Here is a 16241-nt window from a genome sequence, read left to right as displayed (position 1 = left end):
TGCGTGGTGGGGGTCCGCTGACCTTCGTCGCCGATAGGGGTCGGGCGACGGGGGCCGGCTGCGGGCAGGGTTTCGGGGGTGCGCCGTCGGGGTCCGTCGGCGTTTCCCGGGAGTTACATCACGGCTTAAATTATGTCGTCATTAAAGTTGTTGGCCGGTGGGTCGTCAAGCACGAGGCGGTTACAGTCGCCTCGAACGGCCGACAGGAATGAGGTGACGAGTGGAGCTGGCGCGTGCCACCAACCGCAGCGTGCGGCTGCGCAACCGGTCCGCCCTGCTGACCAAGCTCTTCCTCGACGGTCCGCTCACCCGGCAGGACCTGGTGCGCAGCACCGGGCTGAGCCAGCCCGCGGTCAGCAACGTGGTGGCCGACATGATCGACGAAGGGTTGGTCGCCGAGGCCGGGGCCGCCGAGTCCGACGGCGGTCGACCCAGCATGTTGCTGCGGATCAAACCCCGCTTCGCCTTCCTGATCGGCGTGGACGTCGGCGAGACCCGGGTCCGGGTGGAGCTCTTCGACTTCGCCATGACCCTGCTGGCCAGCGTCGAGTACCCCCTCGACCCGGCCCGAACCGAGCCCGACCTGGTGGCCGGGCACGTGCTGGCCGGCATCGACGCGGTCACCGGCCAGGCCGGGGTGGCCACCCGCGACGTGCTCGGCGTCGGCATCGGCGTCTCCGGCGTGGTCGAGCAGGGCACCGAGGCCGTCGTGCACGCCCAGGCCCTCGGCTGGGACCGGGTGCCGCTGGAGCGCCTGATCGGCGCCGGCACCGACCTGCCGCTGCACATCGACAACGGCGCGAAGACGCTGGGCCAGGCCGAGATGTGGTTCGGTGCCGGCCGGGGCGCCCGGCACGCCGTCTTCGCGCTGGTCGGCTCCGGAGTGGGCGCGTCGGTGGTGACCAACGGCGCCACCTACCGGGGCGCGTCCAGCAGCGCGGGGGAGTGGGGGCACACCACCCTGGTGTACGGCGGGAGGGCCTGCCGGTGCGGCGCGCGCGGCTGCCTGGAGGCGTACGTCGGGGCGGAGGCGATCATCGACCGCTACCGCGAGGCGCGCAGAGGTCGACCGGTGCCGGGCGAGGACGAGGAGTCCCAGCTCGCCGCGCTCGTCGCCGCCGCCGACACGTCGACCACCGCCCGACGGGTCCTCGATGACACCGCCGGTTACCTCGGCGCCGGGGTGGCCAACCTGATCAACCTGTTCAACCCCGAGCGGGTGGTGCTCGGCGGTTGGGCGGCGATGGCCCTCGGTGACCTTCTACCGGCCGTCCGGAAGGCCGCCGGCCGGCAGGCGCTGCGCCAGCCGTACGAGCAGGCGTCGATCGAGCTGTGCCGGCTCGGGGTCGACGCGGTGGCGCTGGGCGCGGCGACTCTCCCGATCGCCCGCTTCCTCACCGAGGGCGGCGTCCGCCGAACCTGACCCCCGCCGCCCCGCCCGTGCGCCCGCCGCCCTGCCCGTGCGCCCGCCGCCCTGCCCGTGCGCCCGCCGCCCTGCCCGTGCGCCCGCCGCCCTGCCCGTGCGCCCGCCGCCCTGCCCGTGCGCCCGCCGCCCTGCCCGTGCGCCCGCCGCCCTGCCCGTGCGCTCGTGCCCTGCCCGCGTGATCGTGCTCGATCCTGGTTGTAGTGGCCTCGCGGCGCGGGGAGGGCCCTCTTTCCTGGATCGAGCACGATCATGGGCGCCTGGATCGGGCCGGGCGCGGTCGATCGATCACCGGGGTCGATCACGGGCGGGGTCGGTGGCGGGCTGACGGTCGGTGGCGGGGAAGAATTACACAAAACCCGGCTCTCGGGATAAATAACGAAGTTATAGATCGATGTCTTGACGCCGTCGCAATCTCGCCGCAACACTCCTACGAGAGCGCTCTCCTCCCTCCGGTGTCGCGTCGGCGGCGGCACCATCCACGGCGCTACGGGCGCGCCCGATCCCCTCCGTGTGGCAACCCGTAACCCCCTATCGACAGGCGATGTCATGACATCTCGTGCTACATCCGTACGCCCGCGTCCCCGGGTCGTCCGGCACCTGCTGGTCGGGCTCACCGTGGCCCTGGTCGCGGCGCTCACCCCGACCGGCCCGACCACGCCCGCGCAGGCCGCGCCCACCCTGCTGTCCCAGGGTCGCCCCGCCACCGCCTCGTCCACCGAGAACGCCGGCACCCCGGCCTCCGCCGCCGTCGACGGCAACACCGCCACCCGCTGGGCCAGCGCGTTCAGCGACCCGCAGTGGCTCCAGGTCGACCTGGGCGCCCGCGCCACCATCAGCCAGGTCAACCTGCTCTGGGAGGGCGCCTACGGCCGGGCCTTCCAGCTCCAGACCTCCGACGACGGGGCCACCTGGACGACGATCTACTCGACCACGACCGGCACCGGCGGCACCCAGAACCTCACCGTCACCGGCGCCGGGCGCTACGTGCGGATGAACGGCACCACTCGGGGCACCGGCTACGGCTACTCGCTCTGGGAGTTCCAGGTGTACGGCGAGAGCGGCGGCAGCACCCCCACCTGCGGCAGCGCCAACGTCGCACAGGGCAGCCCGGCCACCGCCTCGTCCATCCAGGACGCCGGCCTCGCCGCGTCCGCGGCCGTCGACGGCAACCCGGGCACCCGCTGGGCCAGCGCCGCCAGCGACCCGCAGTGGCTACGCGTCGACCTCGGCAGCACCCGCACCATCTGCCGGGTGGTGCTCACCTGGGAGGCCGCGTACGCCCGGGCCTTCCAGCTCCAGACCTCGGCCGACGGGGCCACCTGGACGACGGTCTACTCCACCACCACGGCCACCGGCGGTACGCAGTCCCTCACCGTCACCGGCAGCGGCCGCTACCTGCGGATGTACGGCACCGCCCGGGGCACCGCCTACGGCTACTCGCTGTGGGAGTTGACGGTCAACACCACAGGCGGCGGCACCGGCGAGCCACCGGTGACACCCACCGACCCGTACAACCCCAATCTCGGCGCGAACACCTTCGTCTTCGACCCGAGCACGCCGACGTCGACCATCCAGAGTCGACTGGACACCCTCTTCACCCAGCAGGAAACCAACCAGTTCGGCCCGCAGCGCTACGCGGTGCTGTTCAAGCCGGGCACCTACACCGCCGACGTCAACCTCGGCTTCTTCACCCAGGTCGCCGGGCTCGGTATGAGCCCCGACGACGTCAACCTCAACGGCCACGTCCGCACCGAGGCGTTCTGGATGGGTGGCAACGCCACCCAGAACTTCTGGCGGGCCGCCGAGAACCTCTCCGTCACCCTGCCCGTCGGGCAGACCGTGGAGCGGTGGGCGGTGTCCCAGGCCGCGCCGTACCGGCGGATGCACCTGCGCGGCGGGCAGAACCAGATCCAGCTCTGGAACGGCGGCGACGGCTGGTCCAGCGGCGGGCTGCTGGCCGACACCCGCGTCGACGGTCTGGTCGTGTCCGGTTCGCAGCAGCAGTGGTACTCCCGCAACAGCGAATTCGGCAACGGCTGGACGGGCTCGGTCTGGAACATGGTCTTCCAGGGCGTCGTCGGCGCCCCGGCGCCGAGCTTCCCCAACCCGTCGCACACCGTCATCGCGCAGACCCCACAGGTCCGGGAGAAGCCGTTCCTCTACGTCGACGGCGGCGGCGAGTATCGGGTCTTCGTGCCGGCGCTGCGGGCCAACTCCACCGGCACCAGCTGGTACAACAAGACCCCGGCCGGCTCGTCCATCTCGCTGTCGCAGTTCTTCGTGGTGCAGCCCGGCACCAGCGCCGCCACCATCAACGCGGCCCTCGCCCAGGGGCGGCACCTGCTCTTCACCCCGGGCGTGCACCACGTTACGGAGCCGATCCAGGTCAACCGGGCCGACACGGTGATCCTCGGCCTCGGCCTGGCCACCATCCAGACCGACAACGGCGCGGTGGGCATGCGGGTGGCCGACGTGGACGGCGTGAAGGTGGCCGGCATCATGTTCGAGGCCGGCACGACCAACTCGCCGGTGCTGATGGAGGTCGGGCCGTCCGGCTCGTCCGCGAGCCACGCCACCAACCCGACCTCGCTGCACGACGTGTTCTTCCGCATCGGCGGGCCGCACGTCGGCAGGGCCACCAACACGCTGACAGTCAACAGCGACAACGTGATCGGCGACCACATGTGGCTGTGGCGCGCCGACCACGCCGCCAGCGGCGTGCCGACCGGGTGGACGCTGAACACCGCCGACACCGGGCTCACCGTCAACGGCGACAACGTCACCATGTACGGCCTCTTCGTCGAGCACTACCAGAAGTACCAGACCATCTGGAACGGCAACGGCGGGCGGACGTACTTCTACCAGAACGAACTGCCGTACGACGTTCCGAACCAGGAGGCCTGGATGAACGGGTCGACCCGGGGCTACGCCGCGTACAAGGTCGCCGACTCGGTAACCAGTCACCAGGCGTTCGGCCTGGGCAGCTACAGCTACTTCAACGTCAACCCCGCGGTGGTCGAGGAACGGTCCTTCGAGGTGCCCACCAACCCGAACGTGCGCTTCACGAACATGGTCACCGTCTCGCTCGGTGGCGTCGGCACCATCAACCGGGTGATCAACAACGCCGGAGGCACCGCGAACGCGGCCAACCAGACGGTGTACCTGACCACCTACCCCTGACCCGGGCGCCCGCGCCGGCCCGGCCGTCTGACGGACCGGGTCGGCCGGGTCGCACCGTGGGCCGAGGCCGGCCCGGTCCCGCCGAGACCGGGCCGGCCACGGTCGCGTTCGCTCGGCGGCACGTCAGCCGGCCAGCACCTCGGCGGCCGCCCGCTCACCGGCGCGTACCGCGCCCTCCAGGTAGCCCGTCCAACGGGTCGCCGTCTCGGTGCCCGCCCAGTGCACCCGGCCCACCGGCGCCCGCAGGTGCGGGCCGTACGCCCTCCACGCGCCGGGGGTGAGCGCACCGCAGAAGCAGCCCCGCGTCCACTCCTCGGTCGTCCAGTCGTACTCGACGAGGTCGACGGGGTCACCAGCGCGTGGCCCGACCACTGTGGCGAACGCGTCCAACAGGCACCGGCGACGCTGCTCGGGAGACATCTCGCGCAACACCGCGGCGTCCGAGGCGTAGCTGAACCCGGTCAGCACCCCGAGCGACGAGGTCGGCGTGGAGTTGTCGACCGTCTCAGTGAGCGGACCGGTGGTGCTGGTGGACACCCCGGAGAACCCGTCGGCGCGCCAGAACGGCTCCGGGTAGACGGCGTGCACCTTCAGCGCCGAACCCATCGGCATTCGCTGGGTCAACCCGTCGCGCTGTGCAGGCAGCGGCGGGGCGTACCGGATCCGGCCCGCCAGCGTCGGGGGCAGCGCGACCACCAGGAAGTCGCCGTTCACGCGCCCGGTGTCGGTCCACGCCGTCACCCCGTCGACGCTCTGTTCGACGGCCCGCACCGGTGTGGCCAACGTCAGCACCCCCGGTGGCAGGGCAGCGGCCATCCGTTCGGCCAGCGCCGGCGGCCCGCCCACGATCCGGTCCTGCTGAGCGCCGCCCGCCATCACCAGCAGAGGCCCGGTCCCGCCGCCGCTGCGCAGGTAGAACAGCAGGTGCAACAGCGACACCTCGTCCGCGCCGGTGGCCAGCAGCCCGCCGGCCAGCACCCGCCCCAGGTAGTCGGCGGTGTCGTCGTCCCCGGCTGTGGCGCGCAGCCAGCCGCCGAGGACCGTCCGGTCCCACTGCGCGGCCTCCGGCGCCTGCCAGGGCGCGGTCGGGTCCAGCCGGGCGGCGTACTCGTCGAGCAGGCCGAGGACCCGGACAGCCTGCGCCGACGGCTCGCCTCGGCGCTCGCCGGCCCAGAGCACGGTGGGCGGGCCGAACGCCGCCGACGGGAACGTCGACAGCCCGTGCTCGGCGACCAGTGCGTACATCCGGTCCTGGGTCGGGCCGATCCACTGCGCGCCCAGGTCGAGTTGGGTGAGCTCGGGCAGCCAGCGGGTCAACACCCGACCGCCCACCCGGTCGCGGGCCTCCAGCAGTCGCACCTGGGCGCCGGCGCGGGTGAGTGCCAGTGCGGCGGCGAGCCCGGAGAAACCGGCGCCGACCACGACCACCCGCAAGGCGTCAGCCACACCGGGGTCTACCCACAACTGTCGTCGCTATGACTGTCGGCTCCGGCTCCCGGCACCGGCGGGCGCGACCCCTGTCCTTCGCCCTTTGCTCCGCACCCACCGATGCGACACCCGGCCTGCGCCCCCGTGCCTCCGCGGGTGCAGAGCAAAGGGCGCATCACCACCGGGTTCGGGTCGGGGGCCGAGAATCTTCTGCGGACCTGTCGATTGGGACGGCGGCCGATCGTATGAAGGATGAGAGGTCGGCGAGCCGCCGTAGGGCCTTGACCTAGCGAGCCTGCATCGATGGCGGTGGCCCGGCTCGGCCGGGGCGGGGAGGCCGTCGAGGCGTACCGGATGGCTGTCGCCCTTACGGACAACGCGGCCGAACGGGCCTTTCTCACCGCACGCGTGACGGCCCTGGCGACGCCCTGAGGGCGCGTTTGCCGCCGGGGCGGCCGGGAACCCCGAGGCACCGCCGCAGCAGGGATGGGGAGGGGCCATGGCGTACCGTCCGACCGCCGTCGACACCGCACCCGACCTGTCCACCCTCACGCTCGGCGTGGAGGAGGAATATCTGCTGCTCGACCCGGACAGCGGCCGGAACCTCCCGGTCGCCGACCAGGTGCTCGCCGCGCTGCGCGGCCCCGCCCGGGACCAGAGCCGTCAGGAGTTCCGGCACAGCATGGTGGAGATGGTCACCCCGGTCTGCGCCGACCTCACCGAGCTGCGCGCCCACCTGGTGGCGCTGCGTCGCTCCGCCGCCGAGGCCGCCGCGGCGGCCGGGGCCCGACTGGTGGCGGTCGGCGCCACCCCGGTGGCTGAACCGCACCGGACGGTCCCCGACGAACCGCGCTACCACGCGATGTCCCGCCGGTATGGGCCGGTGGCGCACGACCCTGCGGTGTGCGGCTGCCACGTGCACGTCGGGCTGCCCGACCGGGAGTTGGCCGTGCAGGTCTGCAACCACCTGCGGGTGTGGCTGCCGGTGGTGCAGGCGATCACCACCAATTCGCCGCTGCACGACGGCTACGACACCGGGCACGCCAGTTGGCGCTCCATGCAGTTGGAACGGTGGCCCAGCATCGGGCCGACGCCGTACTTCGACTCGGCCGCCGACTACGACCGCACGGTCGACGAGCTGATCGCCGCCGGCATCATGCTCGACGCCGCGATGGTCTACTGGTACGCCCGGCCGTCTTCGACGTACCCGACGGTGGAGGTGCGGGTCGGTGACGTCTGCACCGAGGTGGACGACGCGGTGCTGGTTGCCGCGCTGGTCCGCTCGCTCGTGGCCACCCTCGCCGACGACGTACGGGCCGGGGTGAGCGCCCCGAACGTCCGGGACTGCCTGGTCGCCGCGGCGCACTGGCGGGCCGCGCACGACGGCCTCGACGGCGAGCTGATCGATCTGCGGGCCGGCGGCACCCGCCCGGCCTGGGCGCTCGTCGACGAGCTGATGGCGGTGATCGCCCCGGCCCTGCTGCGCCACGGTGACCTCGGGTACGTGTTGGCGCAGCTCGCCCGGCTGCGCCGCGACGGCACCGGCGCGAGCCGGCAGCGGCAGGTGCTGGAGCGCGCCGGGGAACTGCACGCGGTCCTCGACGACCTGGTCGCCCGCACGGCCGCGGGCTGACCGCCCGTCGGGCGCGCCGGTGGCTCAGCGGATGTCGTGCGTCTGTAGCCACAGCTCCAGCAAACCGAGCTGCCACAGCTTGTTGCTGCCGGCCGCCGCCTGCGCCCGGTCCGGCTCGGCGAGCAGATGGGCCACGTACTCCGGGCGGAACAGCCCTCGCTCGCGCGCGGCCGGCGCCTGCAACGCCTCGGCGACCAGTTCGCGCACCGGGCCGTCCACGTTGCGCAGCGCCGGCACCGGGAAGTAGCCCTTGGGCCGGTCGATGACCTCGGCGGGCAGCACCTCCCGGGCGACCTCCTTGAGGACGCCCTTGCCGCCCTGGGCGACCTTGTGCTCCGGCGGGCAGTGCGCGGCCAGGGTGACCAGGTCCTGGTCGAGGAAGGGCGTGCGCACTTCCAGACCCCACGCCATGCTCATGCTGTCGACCCGTTTGACCGGGTCGTCGGGGAGCATCAGGTGGGTGTCCAGACGCAGCACGGCGTCCAGCGCGGTCTGTGCCCCGGGCGCGGCGAGGTGCCCGGTGAGCAGGTCCCGGCTGGCGTCGTTCTCCAACGCGTACGCCGGGCCGACGATGCGGCGCAGCTCGTCGTGGTCCCGGTCGAAGAACGCGGCGGCGAACGTCTCGGCGGCGCCGTGCCGGGGCGCCTCGACCAGTGGTTGGTGGTAGCCGTAACCGGCGAACACCTCGTCCGCGCCCTGCCCCGACTGGGCCACCTTCACGTGTTTGGCCACCTGCTCGGAGAGCAGGTGGAAGGCGACCACGTCGTGGCTGCCCATCGGCTCGGTCATCGCCAGCACGGCCTGTCGGACGGCGGGCACCAGGTCGTCGTCGGCCAGTTGGATCCGGTGGTGGTCGGTGTCGAACGCGCGGGCGACCAGGTCGGAGTAGTGGAACTCGTCGCCGGACTCGCCGTCGCGGCTGTCGAAGCCGATGCTGAACGTGCGCAGGTGTTGCTGGCCGGCCTCGGCGAGCAGCGCCACGATGAGGCTGGAGTCCAGTCCGCCGGAGAGCAGCACCCCGACCGGTACGTCGGCGACCAGCCGTCGGCGTACCGCCGCGCGCAGCGCGTCGCCGATCGTGGCCCGCCAGGCGGCGGCGTCCATCCCTGCGTCGGCGGGCTCCCGTACGTAGTCGGGTCGCCAGTACACCTCCTCGCGGCTGCGCCCGTCCGACTCGATCACCCGCAGGGTGGCCGGCGGCAGCTTGCGCACACCGCGCAGCACGGTGCGCGGTGCGGGCACGATGGAGTGCCAGGACAGGTAGTGGTGCAGCGCCACCGGGTCGATGCCCGTGTCGACGTCGCCGGCGGCCAGCAGAGCGGGCAGGGTGGAGGCGAACCGGAGCCGCCCCGGCGTCTCGGCCAGGTAGAGCGGTTTGATGCCGAGCCGGTCGCGGGCCAGGATCAGCCGCCGCCGGGCCCGGTCGACCAGCCCGATCGCGAACATGCCGACCAGGTGGTCGACGAAACGTTCACCCCAGTGCGCGTACGCCACCAGGATCACCTCGGTGTCGCTGGTGGATCCGAAGGCGTACCCGGCGTTCTGCAGCTCCTCGCGCAGCTCCGGGTAGTTGTAGATGCAGCCGTTGAAGACCAACGCCAGGCCCAGGTCGTCGCGGACCATCGGCTGCCCGCCCGCGTCGGACAGGTCGATGATGGTCAGCCGGCGGTGCCCGAGGGTCACCCAGCCGTCGGCGAACAGGCCCTCGTCGTCCGGGCCGCGTGAGCGCATCGCCTCGGTCATCCGGGTGACCGCCGCCGCGTCGGGCGAGTGGCCGTCGAATCGCGCCTCCCCGCTGATCCCGCACATCAGCCGGGGCGGTGCTGGTTCAGGGCAGACATGGCCCCTCCTGTCAGGTCTCCCCGACTGGTGGTGGCGGGGCCCGCGGTGGGAACGGGGGCGCTGGCTACCCGAGTAGCGGGCGGGCAAACCCGCAGGTGATCTCGTGTCCGGCTCAGTCGAGCAGGGTGCGCAGGATGCGGGCCAGCTCGGCGCGGTCGGTGTCGTTGAGGTGGCCGAAGAAGCGGTCGGCCTCGGCCCGGCGTGCGGCGCGGATGGCGGTGCTGACCCGGTCGCCCTCCTCGGTGAGCGCGACAAGGGTCGCCCGGCGGTCGGTCGGGTCGGGTCGGCGCTCGACCAGCCCCCGGGTCTGGAGGTCGTCGATGACCTCCGTCGCCGAGCGGGGCGCGATGCGCAGGTGCTCGGCGATTGTGCCGGGGCGTACCTCGCCGTGCCGGGTCAGCACGCGCAGCGCCCGGGACTGGCTGGGGGTGACGTCCCAGGGCGCCAGCGAGTCCCGCGCCTGCCGGCGTAGACGGGACGCCACCGCCCAGAACGTCTCCGCCAGGCTCTCGTCGTCGGCGCTGTCGGAAGTGTGCTCGGTCACCGGAATACGGTAGCAGGAAATGTGGTTGCTCCCTCATGATGAGGTAACCTCAGCAATATTGCCGACGAGAGGTAGTGCCCCCTTGGAACCCACCCCGATGGGCCGCGACCGCGGCCACCGCACCCTCGGCGCCGAAGAGAAGGCGCAGGCCCGCCAGGTGTCGCTGCGCCGCATCGGCCGCCTGTTCACCCCCCACCGGCCCGCGTTGGCCGCCGTCACCGCGATCATCGTGCTCTCCTCGATCATCGCGATGGCCAGCCCGTTCCTGCTGCGTGCCGTGATCGACAGGGCCCTGCCGCAGGGCGACGTGACTCTGCTGGTCTGGCTGGTCCTCGGCATGGTCGCCGTCGCGGCCGTGACCTCCGCCCTCGGCGTCGTGCAGACCTGGATCTCCACGCAGGTCGGCCAGCGGGTCATGCACCGGCTGCGCACCGACGTCTTCAGCCACCTCCAGCGCCAGTCGCTCGGCTTCTTCACGCGCACCCGCACCGGCGAGGTGCAGTCCCGGATCACCAACGACATCGGCGGCATGCAGTCGGTGGTCACCTCCACCGCAACCGCCGTCGCGGCCAACCTCACCACCGTCGTCGCCACAGCTGTCGCCATGGTCGCGCTGTCCTGGCAGCTCTCCCTGGTCTCGCTCGTGGTGCTGCCGCCGGCCATCTGGCTGACCCGTCGGGTCGCCCGGATGCGCCGCGAGATCACCGCACAACGGCAACGCGAACTCGCCGACCTCAACGTCACCGTCGAGGAAGGGCTCTCGATCAGCGGCGTCCAGCTGGCCAAGACCCTCGGCACCGGTCCCGCGCTGATCGACCGGTTCACCGCCTCCTCGGAGCGACTGGTCGACCTGGAGCTGCGCAGTGAGCTGGCCGGCCGCTGGCGGATGACCTCGATGAGCATCATCTTCGCCGCCGTACCGGCGGTCATCTACCTCGCCGCCGGGCTGCCCGGCACCGCAGGCACGCTGAGCATCGGCACCCTGGTCGCCTTCACGGCCCTGCAGGGCGGCCTGTTCCGGCCGCTGATGGGGCTGCTCAACGTGGGTGTCTCACTCACCGCGTCGCTGGCGCTCTTTGCCCGGATCTTCGAATACCTCGACCTCCCGGTCGACGTGGCCGACCCCGCCGAACCGGTCCGTCTCGACCCGGCCCGGGTACGCGGCCACCTGCGCCTGGAGGACGTCACCTTCGGCTACCCGGGCAGCGACACCGCCGCCCTCGCCGGGATCACCCTCGACGTGCCCGCCGGCACCAGCCTCGCCCTGGTCGGCGAGACCGGCTCGGGCAAGAGCACCCTCGCCGGGCTGGTCAGCCGGCTGCACGACCCGACTGCCGGCCGGATCACCGTCGACGGAGTCGACCTGCGCGACCTGCGCCTGGCCGATCTGGCCGCGATCGTCGGCGTGGTCAGCCAGGAGACGTACCTGCTGCACACCACAGTTCGGGAGAACCTGCGGTACGCCCGGCCGGAGGCCACCGACACCGAGATCGAGGACGCGGCCCGAGCCGCCCAGATCCACGACCTCATCGTCGGCCTGCCCGACGGCTACGACACCATGGTCGGCTCGCGCGGTCACCGATTCTCCGGTGGGGAGAAGCAGCGCCTCGCCATCGCCCGTACGCTGCTGCGCGACCCGCGCATCCTGGTCCTCGACGAGGCCACCAGCGCGCTGGACACCGAAACCGAACGGGCCGTGCAGCGGGCCTTCGACGTGCTCGCCGAGGGGCGCACCACGATCACCATCGCGCACCGGCTCTCCACCGTCCGCGACGCCGACCAGATCGCGGTGCTCGACCACGGTCGCATCGTCGAGGCCGGCACCCACGACAGCCTGCTGGACCGCAACGGCCGCTACGCCACGCTGGCGGCCTGAACCCCGGCTTACAACCGTCTCGAAATAGTCTTAGAACTGTCTCATAATTCCGGGCCGAGGTGTCGGTAGACGGTGGCCCGCGAGACACCCAGGTCGGCGGCGATGGCGTCCACCGAATGGGTGCCCGCCGCGTGCATCCGCCGCGCCGCCTCGACCTGCTCCCGGCGCAGCGCAGGCGGCCGTCCCGGCCGCCGACGCGCCATCGCCGCACCGTTGGCCACGCCCGATGGCGGCCCGTCCGCGGGCGACCCCGCGGCGGCGTCCGCGGGAGGTGGGGCCAGCAGTCGGCGTACGCCGTCGAGCATGTCGGCGCGCAGCACCTCGTCGGACACGTCGGTGAAGAAGACGACCGGATCGCTGCACGCGCCCACCGCCTGCGCCGCGAGGACCCGCTCACGGCGCCCCGCGTTCGGCCCGGCGATGAGGTCGTTGGCCCGCATCGCGACCTCCATCAGGCGGTGGTACGTGTCGCCCCGGCCGATCAGCGCGATGTCGTGGAAGAGCATGCCCAGCGGTCGGCGATGGGCGAGCATGATGTCCACCCAGCCCTCCAGCACCGTCCACCTGGCCTGCTCGGTGGGTTGTGCCTGCGCCGAGTCGAGCAGCGCCTCCAGGTCCGCCATCAACGGCTCGACCAGGGCTGCGAGCAGGTGCTCCTTGGCCGGGAAGTGATACAGGATCGCGGTCTTGGTGAGCCGCAGCCGCTCGCCGATCTGGCGCAGCGAGGTGCGCTGGTAGCCGTGTTCAGCGAACAGGTCGAGTGCGGCGCGCAGGATCCGGGTGCGGGTGTCGTCCGCGGGATCGGCGGTCATGTCGGCCAGCCTAGCGACGTCCTGACCGACGGGCACGATTACCGTTGATTCGACTGACCAGCGGTCAGTACAGTGGGGGCGGTCGACGCAGCCAACGGCAGGAGGGGTCATGCCCGTCATCTCGATCGGCAACCTGGTCAAGACGTTCGGCGCCATCCGGGCACTCGACGGGCTGGACCTGCACGTCGAGCGGGGGGAGGTGCACGGCTTCCTCGGGCCCAACGGTTCCGGAAAGTCCACCACCATCCGGGTCCTGCTCGGGCTGCTCCGCCGCGACTCCGGCGACGCCCAGGTGCTCGGGGCCGACCCGTGGCGCGACGCGGTCCGCCTGCACCGCCGGCTGGCGTACGTGCCCGGAGACGTCAGTCTCTGGCCCAACCTCACCGGCGGCGAAGCCATCGACCTGCTCGGGCAACTGCGCGGCGGCCTCGACCGGCGTCGCCGCGACGAGCTGTTGCACCGCTTCGACCTGGACCCGACCCGCCGCTGCCGCACCTACTCCAAGGGCAACCGGCAGAAGATCGCCATCGTCGCCGCCTTCTCCTCCCCAGTGGAGCTGTATGTGCTGGACGAGCCGACCTCCGGCCTCGACCCCCTGATGGAGGCGGTGTTCCAGGACGAGGTCCGGCGGGTCAAGCAGGCCGGCGCCACCGTGCTGCTCTCCAGCCACGTGCTCGCCGAGGTCGAGGCGCTCTGCGACCGGGTCAGCATCATCCGCGAGGGCCGCACCGTCGAGTCCGGCACCCTCACCGAGCTGCGCCACCTCACCCGCACGGCGGTGACCGTCGAGACCGCCCGCCCGGTCACCGGCCTGGACGCGCTGCCCGGCGTGCACGACGTGCACGAGGTCGACGGCCGCACCCACCTGGAGGTCGAGCCCGCCCACCTCGACGAACTGCTCGGCCAGCTGATCCGCTTCGGCGTCCGCGCGCTGACCAGCACACCACCCACCCTGGAGCAGCTCTTCCTGCGCCACTACGGCGACTACAGCGCCACCACGGGTGCTCCCGCCGTCGCCACCACCGGTGCCCCCGCCGTCGCTGCCACTGGTGCTCCCGGCGACGGCGTCTCGGTCGCCGATGCGCAGGCTGACGCCCCGCAGGGCGGTGCCCGGTGAGCGCCCTCACCAACACGACCCGGCTGGCCCGGCTCGTGCTGCGCCGCGACCGGATCCGCCTCGCCATCTGGATCCTCGGCACACCCCTGCTCGGCTACGCCCTCGCCGGCAGCGTCGCCGCAATCTACCCGGACCAGGAGGCCCGGTTCGTCTACGCCACCACCTCGGCGTCCAGCCTCGTCGCCCGCGCCTTCAACGGCCCCATCCACGGCACCGACCTCGGTGCCGTGGTGGTCGCCGAGACGTACGTGACGTTGGCCCTGATCGTCGCGCTGTTGAGCACCTTCGCGGTGACCCGGCACACCCGCCAGAACGAGGAGACCGGCCGGGCCGAGCTGCTCGGTGCATCCGTCGTCGGCCGGTACGCGCCGCTGACCGCAGCGCTGCTTGTCATCGTCGCGGCGAACGCCCTGGCCGGCGTGCTGCTCGTGGTCGCGCTGGTCGCCGCCGGTCTACCGCTCGCCGGATCCGTCGCGGCGGCGGCCGCGATCGGCGGCGTCGGGGTCGCCTTCACCGCGATCGCCGCGGTCACCGCCCAGCTTTCCGTCACCTCGCGCGGCGCCAACGCGCTCGCCGCCGCCACCGTCGGGCTCTCCTTCGTGCTGCGCGCCGCCGGGGACGTGCTCGGCGAGCAGAGCGCCGACGGCACCCGGGTGCAGAGCGCCTGGCCTTCGTGGATCTCCCCGCTGGGCTGGGGCAACCAGGTACGCGCCTTCGACGGTGAACGCTGGTGGGTGCTCGCCCTACCTGTCGCGCTGCTGCTCGCCGGGGTGGCACTGGCGTACGCCCTTGCCGAGCGACGCGACCAGGGCGCCGGGCTGATCGCCCCCCGCCGTGGCCCGGCGACCGGCGCGCCACGGCTGCTCAGCCCCGCCGGGTTGGCCTGGCGGATGCAGCGCGGCACACTGCTCGGCTGGGCGGTCGGGGTGGCGGCGCTCGGCCTCCCCATGGGCGTCGCCGCCGACGAGTTCAACGACATGATCGACGCGAATCCGGCCGCCGCCGAGGCGATCAACGCGATGGGTGGCGGAGACGACCTGATCAACGCGTACCTGACCGCGATGCTCGGCCTCTTCGCGCTGACCATCGGCGCGTACGTCGTGCAGGCCCTGCTCCGGGTCCGCGGCGACGAAGCTGACGGGGTGTTGGAGGCCGCCCTCGCCACGGCGGTCAGTCGTACCCGCTGGCTCGGCACGCAGGTGCTCGCCGCGACGCTCGGCGCGGTCGCCCTGCTGCTCCTCGCCGGAGTGACCACCGGCCTCGGCTACGGCATCGTCGCCGGCGACCCGCTCGGCCAGGCCGTCGAGCTGGGCGGTGCCGCGCTGCTGCGCCTGCCCGCCCTGCTCGTGGTGGCCGGGGTGGTGACCGCCATCTTCGGGCTGTTGCCCCGCTGGTCGGTGGTGCTGTCCTGGACGGCGCTGCTGGTCTTCCTGCTCCTCGGGCAGCTCGGTGCGGTGCTGGAGTTGCCGCAGGCCGCGCTCAACGTCTCGCCGTACACCCATGTGCCGGCCGTGCCGGCGGTCGACCCGGCGGCGCTTCCCCTGCTGGTGCTGGCGGCGGTGGCCGCGGCCCTGCTGGCCGTCGGCGTGGCCGCCTTCCGCCACCGCGACGTCCCGTCCTGACGTGTTCGCCTGATCGTTGCCTTCTGCGTGGGCGGTCTGGACCACTCGCGCCGGGTCTCGGCTGAGGCGATCAGTGCCTACAGTGGACCCGTGACGGAATCCGGGCAGGCGAGCTGGTGGAACACCCTGGGGGGCCTGCTGACCGGTGTCGCGGCCGTCATCACGGCGATCGGGGCGCTCATCGGGACACTGCACGTCGTCGGTGTCATCGGCGGCACCGAAGCAGCGGCACCGTCACAGGATGCAACCGGCCCCGGTGCAGGTGCCAACTCTGCACCAGCAGGCTCACCGTCCCGCACCTCGACCGCCAAGGTGCCGGTCGCGCCGAGCGTGGAGGGAGCGTCGAGTCAGGGCCTGCTCACGATCTCGGCCATCGCGAGCGCCGACCTGGAGAGCGGCATCGTCGGCTTTGGTGTGCCAGGGCAGGACTTCGTGGTCATGCCCGGCGGGCGGGCATTCGGGCTGAACGGCACCCCCATGGGTGCCTACTTCAGCACGATCGGCAGTGACCCACGCAAGGATGCCTGCGTCGACGCTCTCACCACGAACCGGCTCGGCGACCTCGACATCGATGCCGAGTCGCTCGGCAGGTGGTGGTGCGTGCGGACGAGCGAAGGGCACACCGGCGCTTTCACGGTGAAGTCCGTTTCGGTCGAGGCGCCGCGCGAGTTGGTGCTCGGGTACGTGCTCTGGCGGTGACCCGGCAGGGACGCCCCCATCGTTCCTGCTGCTCGAGCGCTGCGACTGACGGCCGATCACCG

Annotated in this window: 11 protein-coding genes; 7 read left to right on the top strand and 4 right to left on the bottom strand. The window is 72.4% G+C overall.

Going from position 1 to position 16241, the window contains the following annotated elements; translation table 11 throughout:
- Window positions 1–220: 220 nt before the first annotated feature.
- Window positions 221–1423, top strand: coding sequence for an ROK family transcriptional regulator (locus tag V6U86_RS10715; RefSeq protein WP_334501441.1), 1203 nt, complete (start codon window positions 221–223; stop codon window positions 1421–1423).
- Window positions 1424–1972: 549 nt separating this feature from the next.
- The gene (locus tag V6U86_RS10710; protein WP_334501440.1) at window positions 1973–4606 is read left to right on the top strand and encodes a discoidin domain-containing protein; all 2634 of its coding nucleotides are present in this window, start codon (window positions 1973–1975) and stop codon (window positions 4604–4606) included.
- 123 nt (window positions 4607–4729) lie between these two features.
- Here V6U86_RS10710 and V6U86_RS10705 read toward each other — a convergent pair whose 3' ends face one another.
- Entirely contained in the window at window positions 4730–6052 is a 1323-nt protein-coding gene (locus tag V6U86_RS10705; RefSeq protein ID WP_334501437.1) for a flavin monoamine oxidase family protein, read from the bottom strand.
- 481 nt (window positions 6053–6533) lie between these two features.
- Between V6U86_RS10705 and V6U86_RS10700 the strand changes: the two genes are divergently transcribed.
- Window positions 6534–7667, top strand: coding sequence for a carboxylate-amine ligase (locus V6U86_RS10700; RefSeq protein ID WP_334501434.1), 1134 nt, complete (start codon window positions 6534–6536; stop codon window positions 7665–7667).
- Window positions 7668–7691: 24 nt separating this feature from the next.
- Here V6U86_RS10700 and V6U86_RS10695 read toward each other — a convergent pair whose 3' ends face one another.
- Together V6U86_RS10695 and V6U86_RS10690 are read right to left on the bottom strand one after the other, a co-directional pair.
- Window positions 7692–9476 carry an N-acetylglutaminylglutamine amidotransferase gene (locus tag V6U86_RS10695; protein WP_334501432.1) on the bottom strand — a complete coding sequence of 595 codons (1785 nt, stop codon included), beginning with the start codon at window positions 9474–9476 and terminating at the stop codon, window positions 7692–7694.
- Window positions 9477–9621: 145 nt separating this feature from the next.
- Complete coding sequence (locus tag V6U86_RS10690) at window positions 9622–10053, bottom strand: MarR family winged helix-turn-helix transcriptional regulator (protein ID WP_334501430.1); 432 nt, start codon at window positions 10051–10053, stop codon at window positions 9622–9624.
- Between the two features lie 97 nt (window positions 10054–10150).
- Here V6U86_RS10690 and V6U86_RS10685 point away from each other — a divergent pair, with 97 nt between their 5' ends.
- The gene (locus V6U86_RS10685) at window positions 10151–11929 is read left to right on the top strand and encodes an ABC transporter ATP-binding protein (RefSeq protein ID WP_334501427.1); all 1779 of its coding nucleotides are present in this window, start codon (window positions 10151–10153) and stop codon (window positions 11927–11929) included.
- 41 nt (window positions 11930–11970) lie between these two features.
- Here the strand turns inward: V6U86_RS10685 and V6U86_RS10680 are convergent, their stop codons facing one another.
- Window positions 11971–12741 carry a TetR family transcriptional regulator gene (locus V6U86_RS10680; RefSeq protein ID WP_334501424.1) on the bottom strand — a complete coding sequence of 257 codons (771 nt, stop codon included), beginning with the start codon at window positions 12739–12741 and terminating at the stop codon, window positions 11971–11973.
- A gap of 109 nt (window positions 12742–12850) precedes the next feature.
- On the opposite strand from V6U86_RS10680, the gene V6U86_RS10675 reads away from it, so the two are divergent.
- From V6U86_RS10675 to V6U86_RS10665, 3 genes are all read left to right on the top strand, one after another.
- A complete protein-coding gene (locus tag V6U86_RS10675) occupies window positions 12851–13858 on the top strand; it encodes an ABC transporter ATP-binding protein (RefSeq protein ID WP_334501422.1) in 1008 nt (335 codons plus the stop codon).
- Complete coding sequence (locus tag V6U86_RS10670; protein WP_334501419.1) at window positions 13855–15480, top strand: ABC transporter permease; 1626 nt, start codon at window positions 13855–13857, stop codon at window positions 15478–15480. Before V6U86_RS10675 ends, V6U86_RS10670 begins: the two co-directional genes overlap by 4 nt.
- Before the next feature lie 90 nt (window positions 15481–15570).
- On the top strand, window positions 15571–16179 hold the full coding sequence (locus V6U86_RS10665) for a hypothetical protein (protein WP_334501417.1): 609 nt from the start codon (window positions 15571–15573) through the stop codon (window positions 16177–16179).
- Window positions 16180–16241 lie beyond the last annotated feature (62 nt).

The organism is Micromonospora sp. CPCC 205558, from assembly GCF_036902955.1.
In the GTDB taxonomy this organism is placed as follows: Bacteria; Actinomycetota; Actinomycetes; order Mycobacteriales; family Micromonosporaceae; genus Micromonospora.
The sequence above is the reverse complement of the archived record's forward strand: the minus strand, read 5'-3'. Positions and strand labels throughout refer to the sequence as shown.

What these genes read in the sequence shown, in the direction of transcription:
- V6U86_RS10710 (WP_334501440.1), top strand. Translation starts at nt 1,973, where the DNA reads ATGACATCTCGTGCTACATCCGTACGCCCGCGTCCCCGGGTCGTCCGG.
- V6U86_RS10700 (WP_334501434.1), top strand. Translation starts at nt 6,534, where the DNA reads ATGGCGTACCGTCCGACCGCCGTCGACACCGCACCCGACCTGTCCACC.
- V6U86_RS10695 (WP_334501432.1), bottom strand. Translation starts at nt 9,476, where the DNA reads ATGTGCGGGATCAGCGGGGAGGCGCGATTCGACGGCCACTCGCCCGAC.
- V6U86_RS10685 (WP_334501427.1), top strand. Translation starts at nt 10,151, where the DNA reads ATGGGCCGCGACCGCGGCCACCGCACCCTCGGCGCCGAAGAGAAGGCG.
- V6U86_RS10680 (WP_334501424.1), bottom strand. Translation starts at nt 12,741, where the DNA reads ATGACCGCCGATCCCGCGGACGACACCCGCACCCGGATCCTGCGCGCC.
- V6U86_RS10675 (WP_334501422.1), top strand. Translation starts at nt 12,851, where the DNA reads ATGCCCGTCATCTCGATCGGCAACCTGGTCAAGACGTTCGGCGCCATC.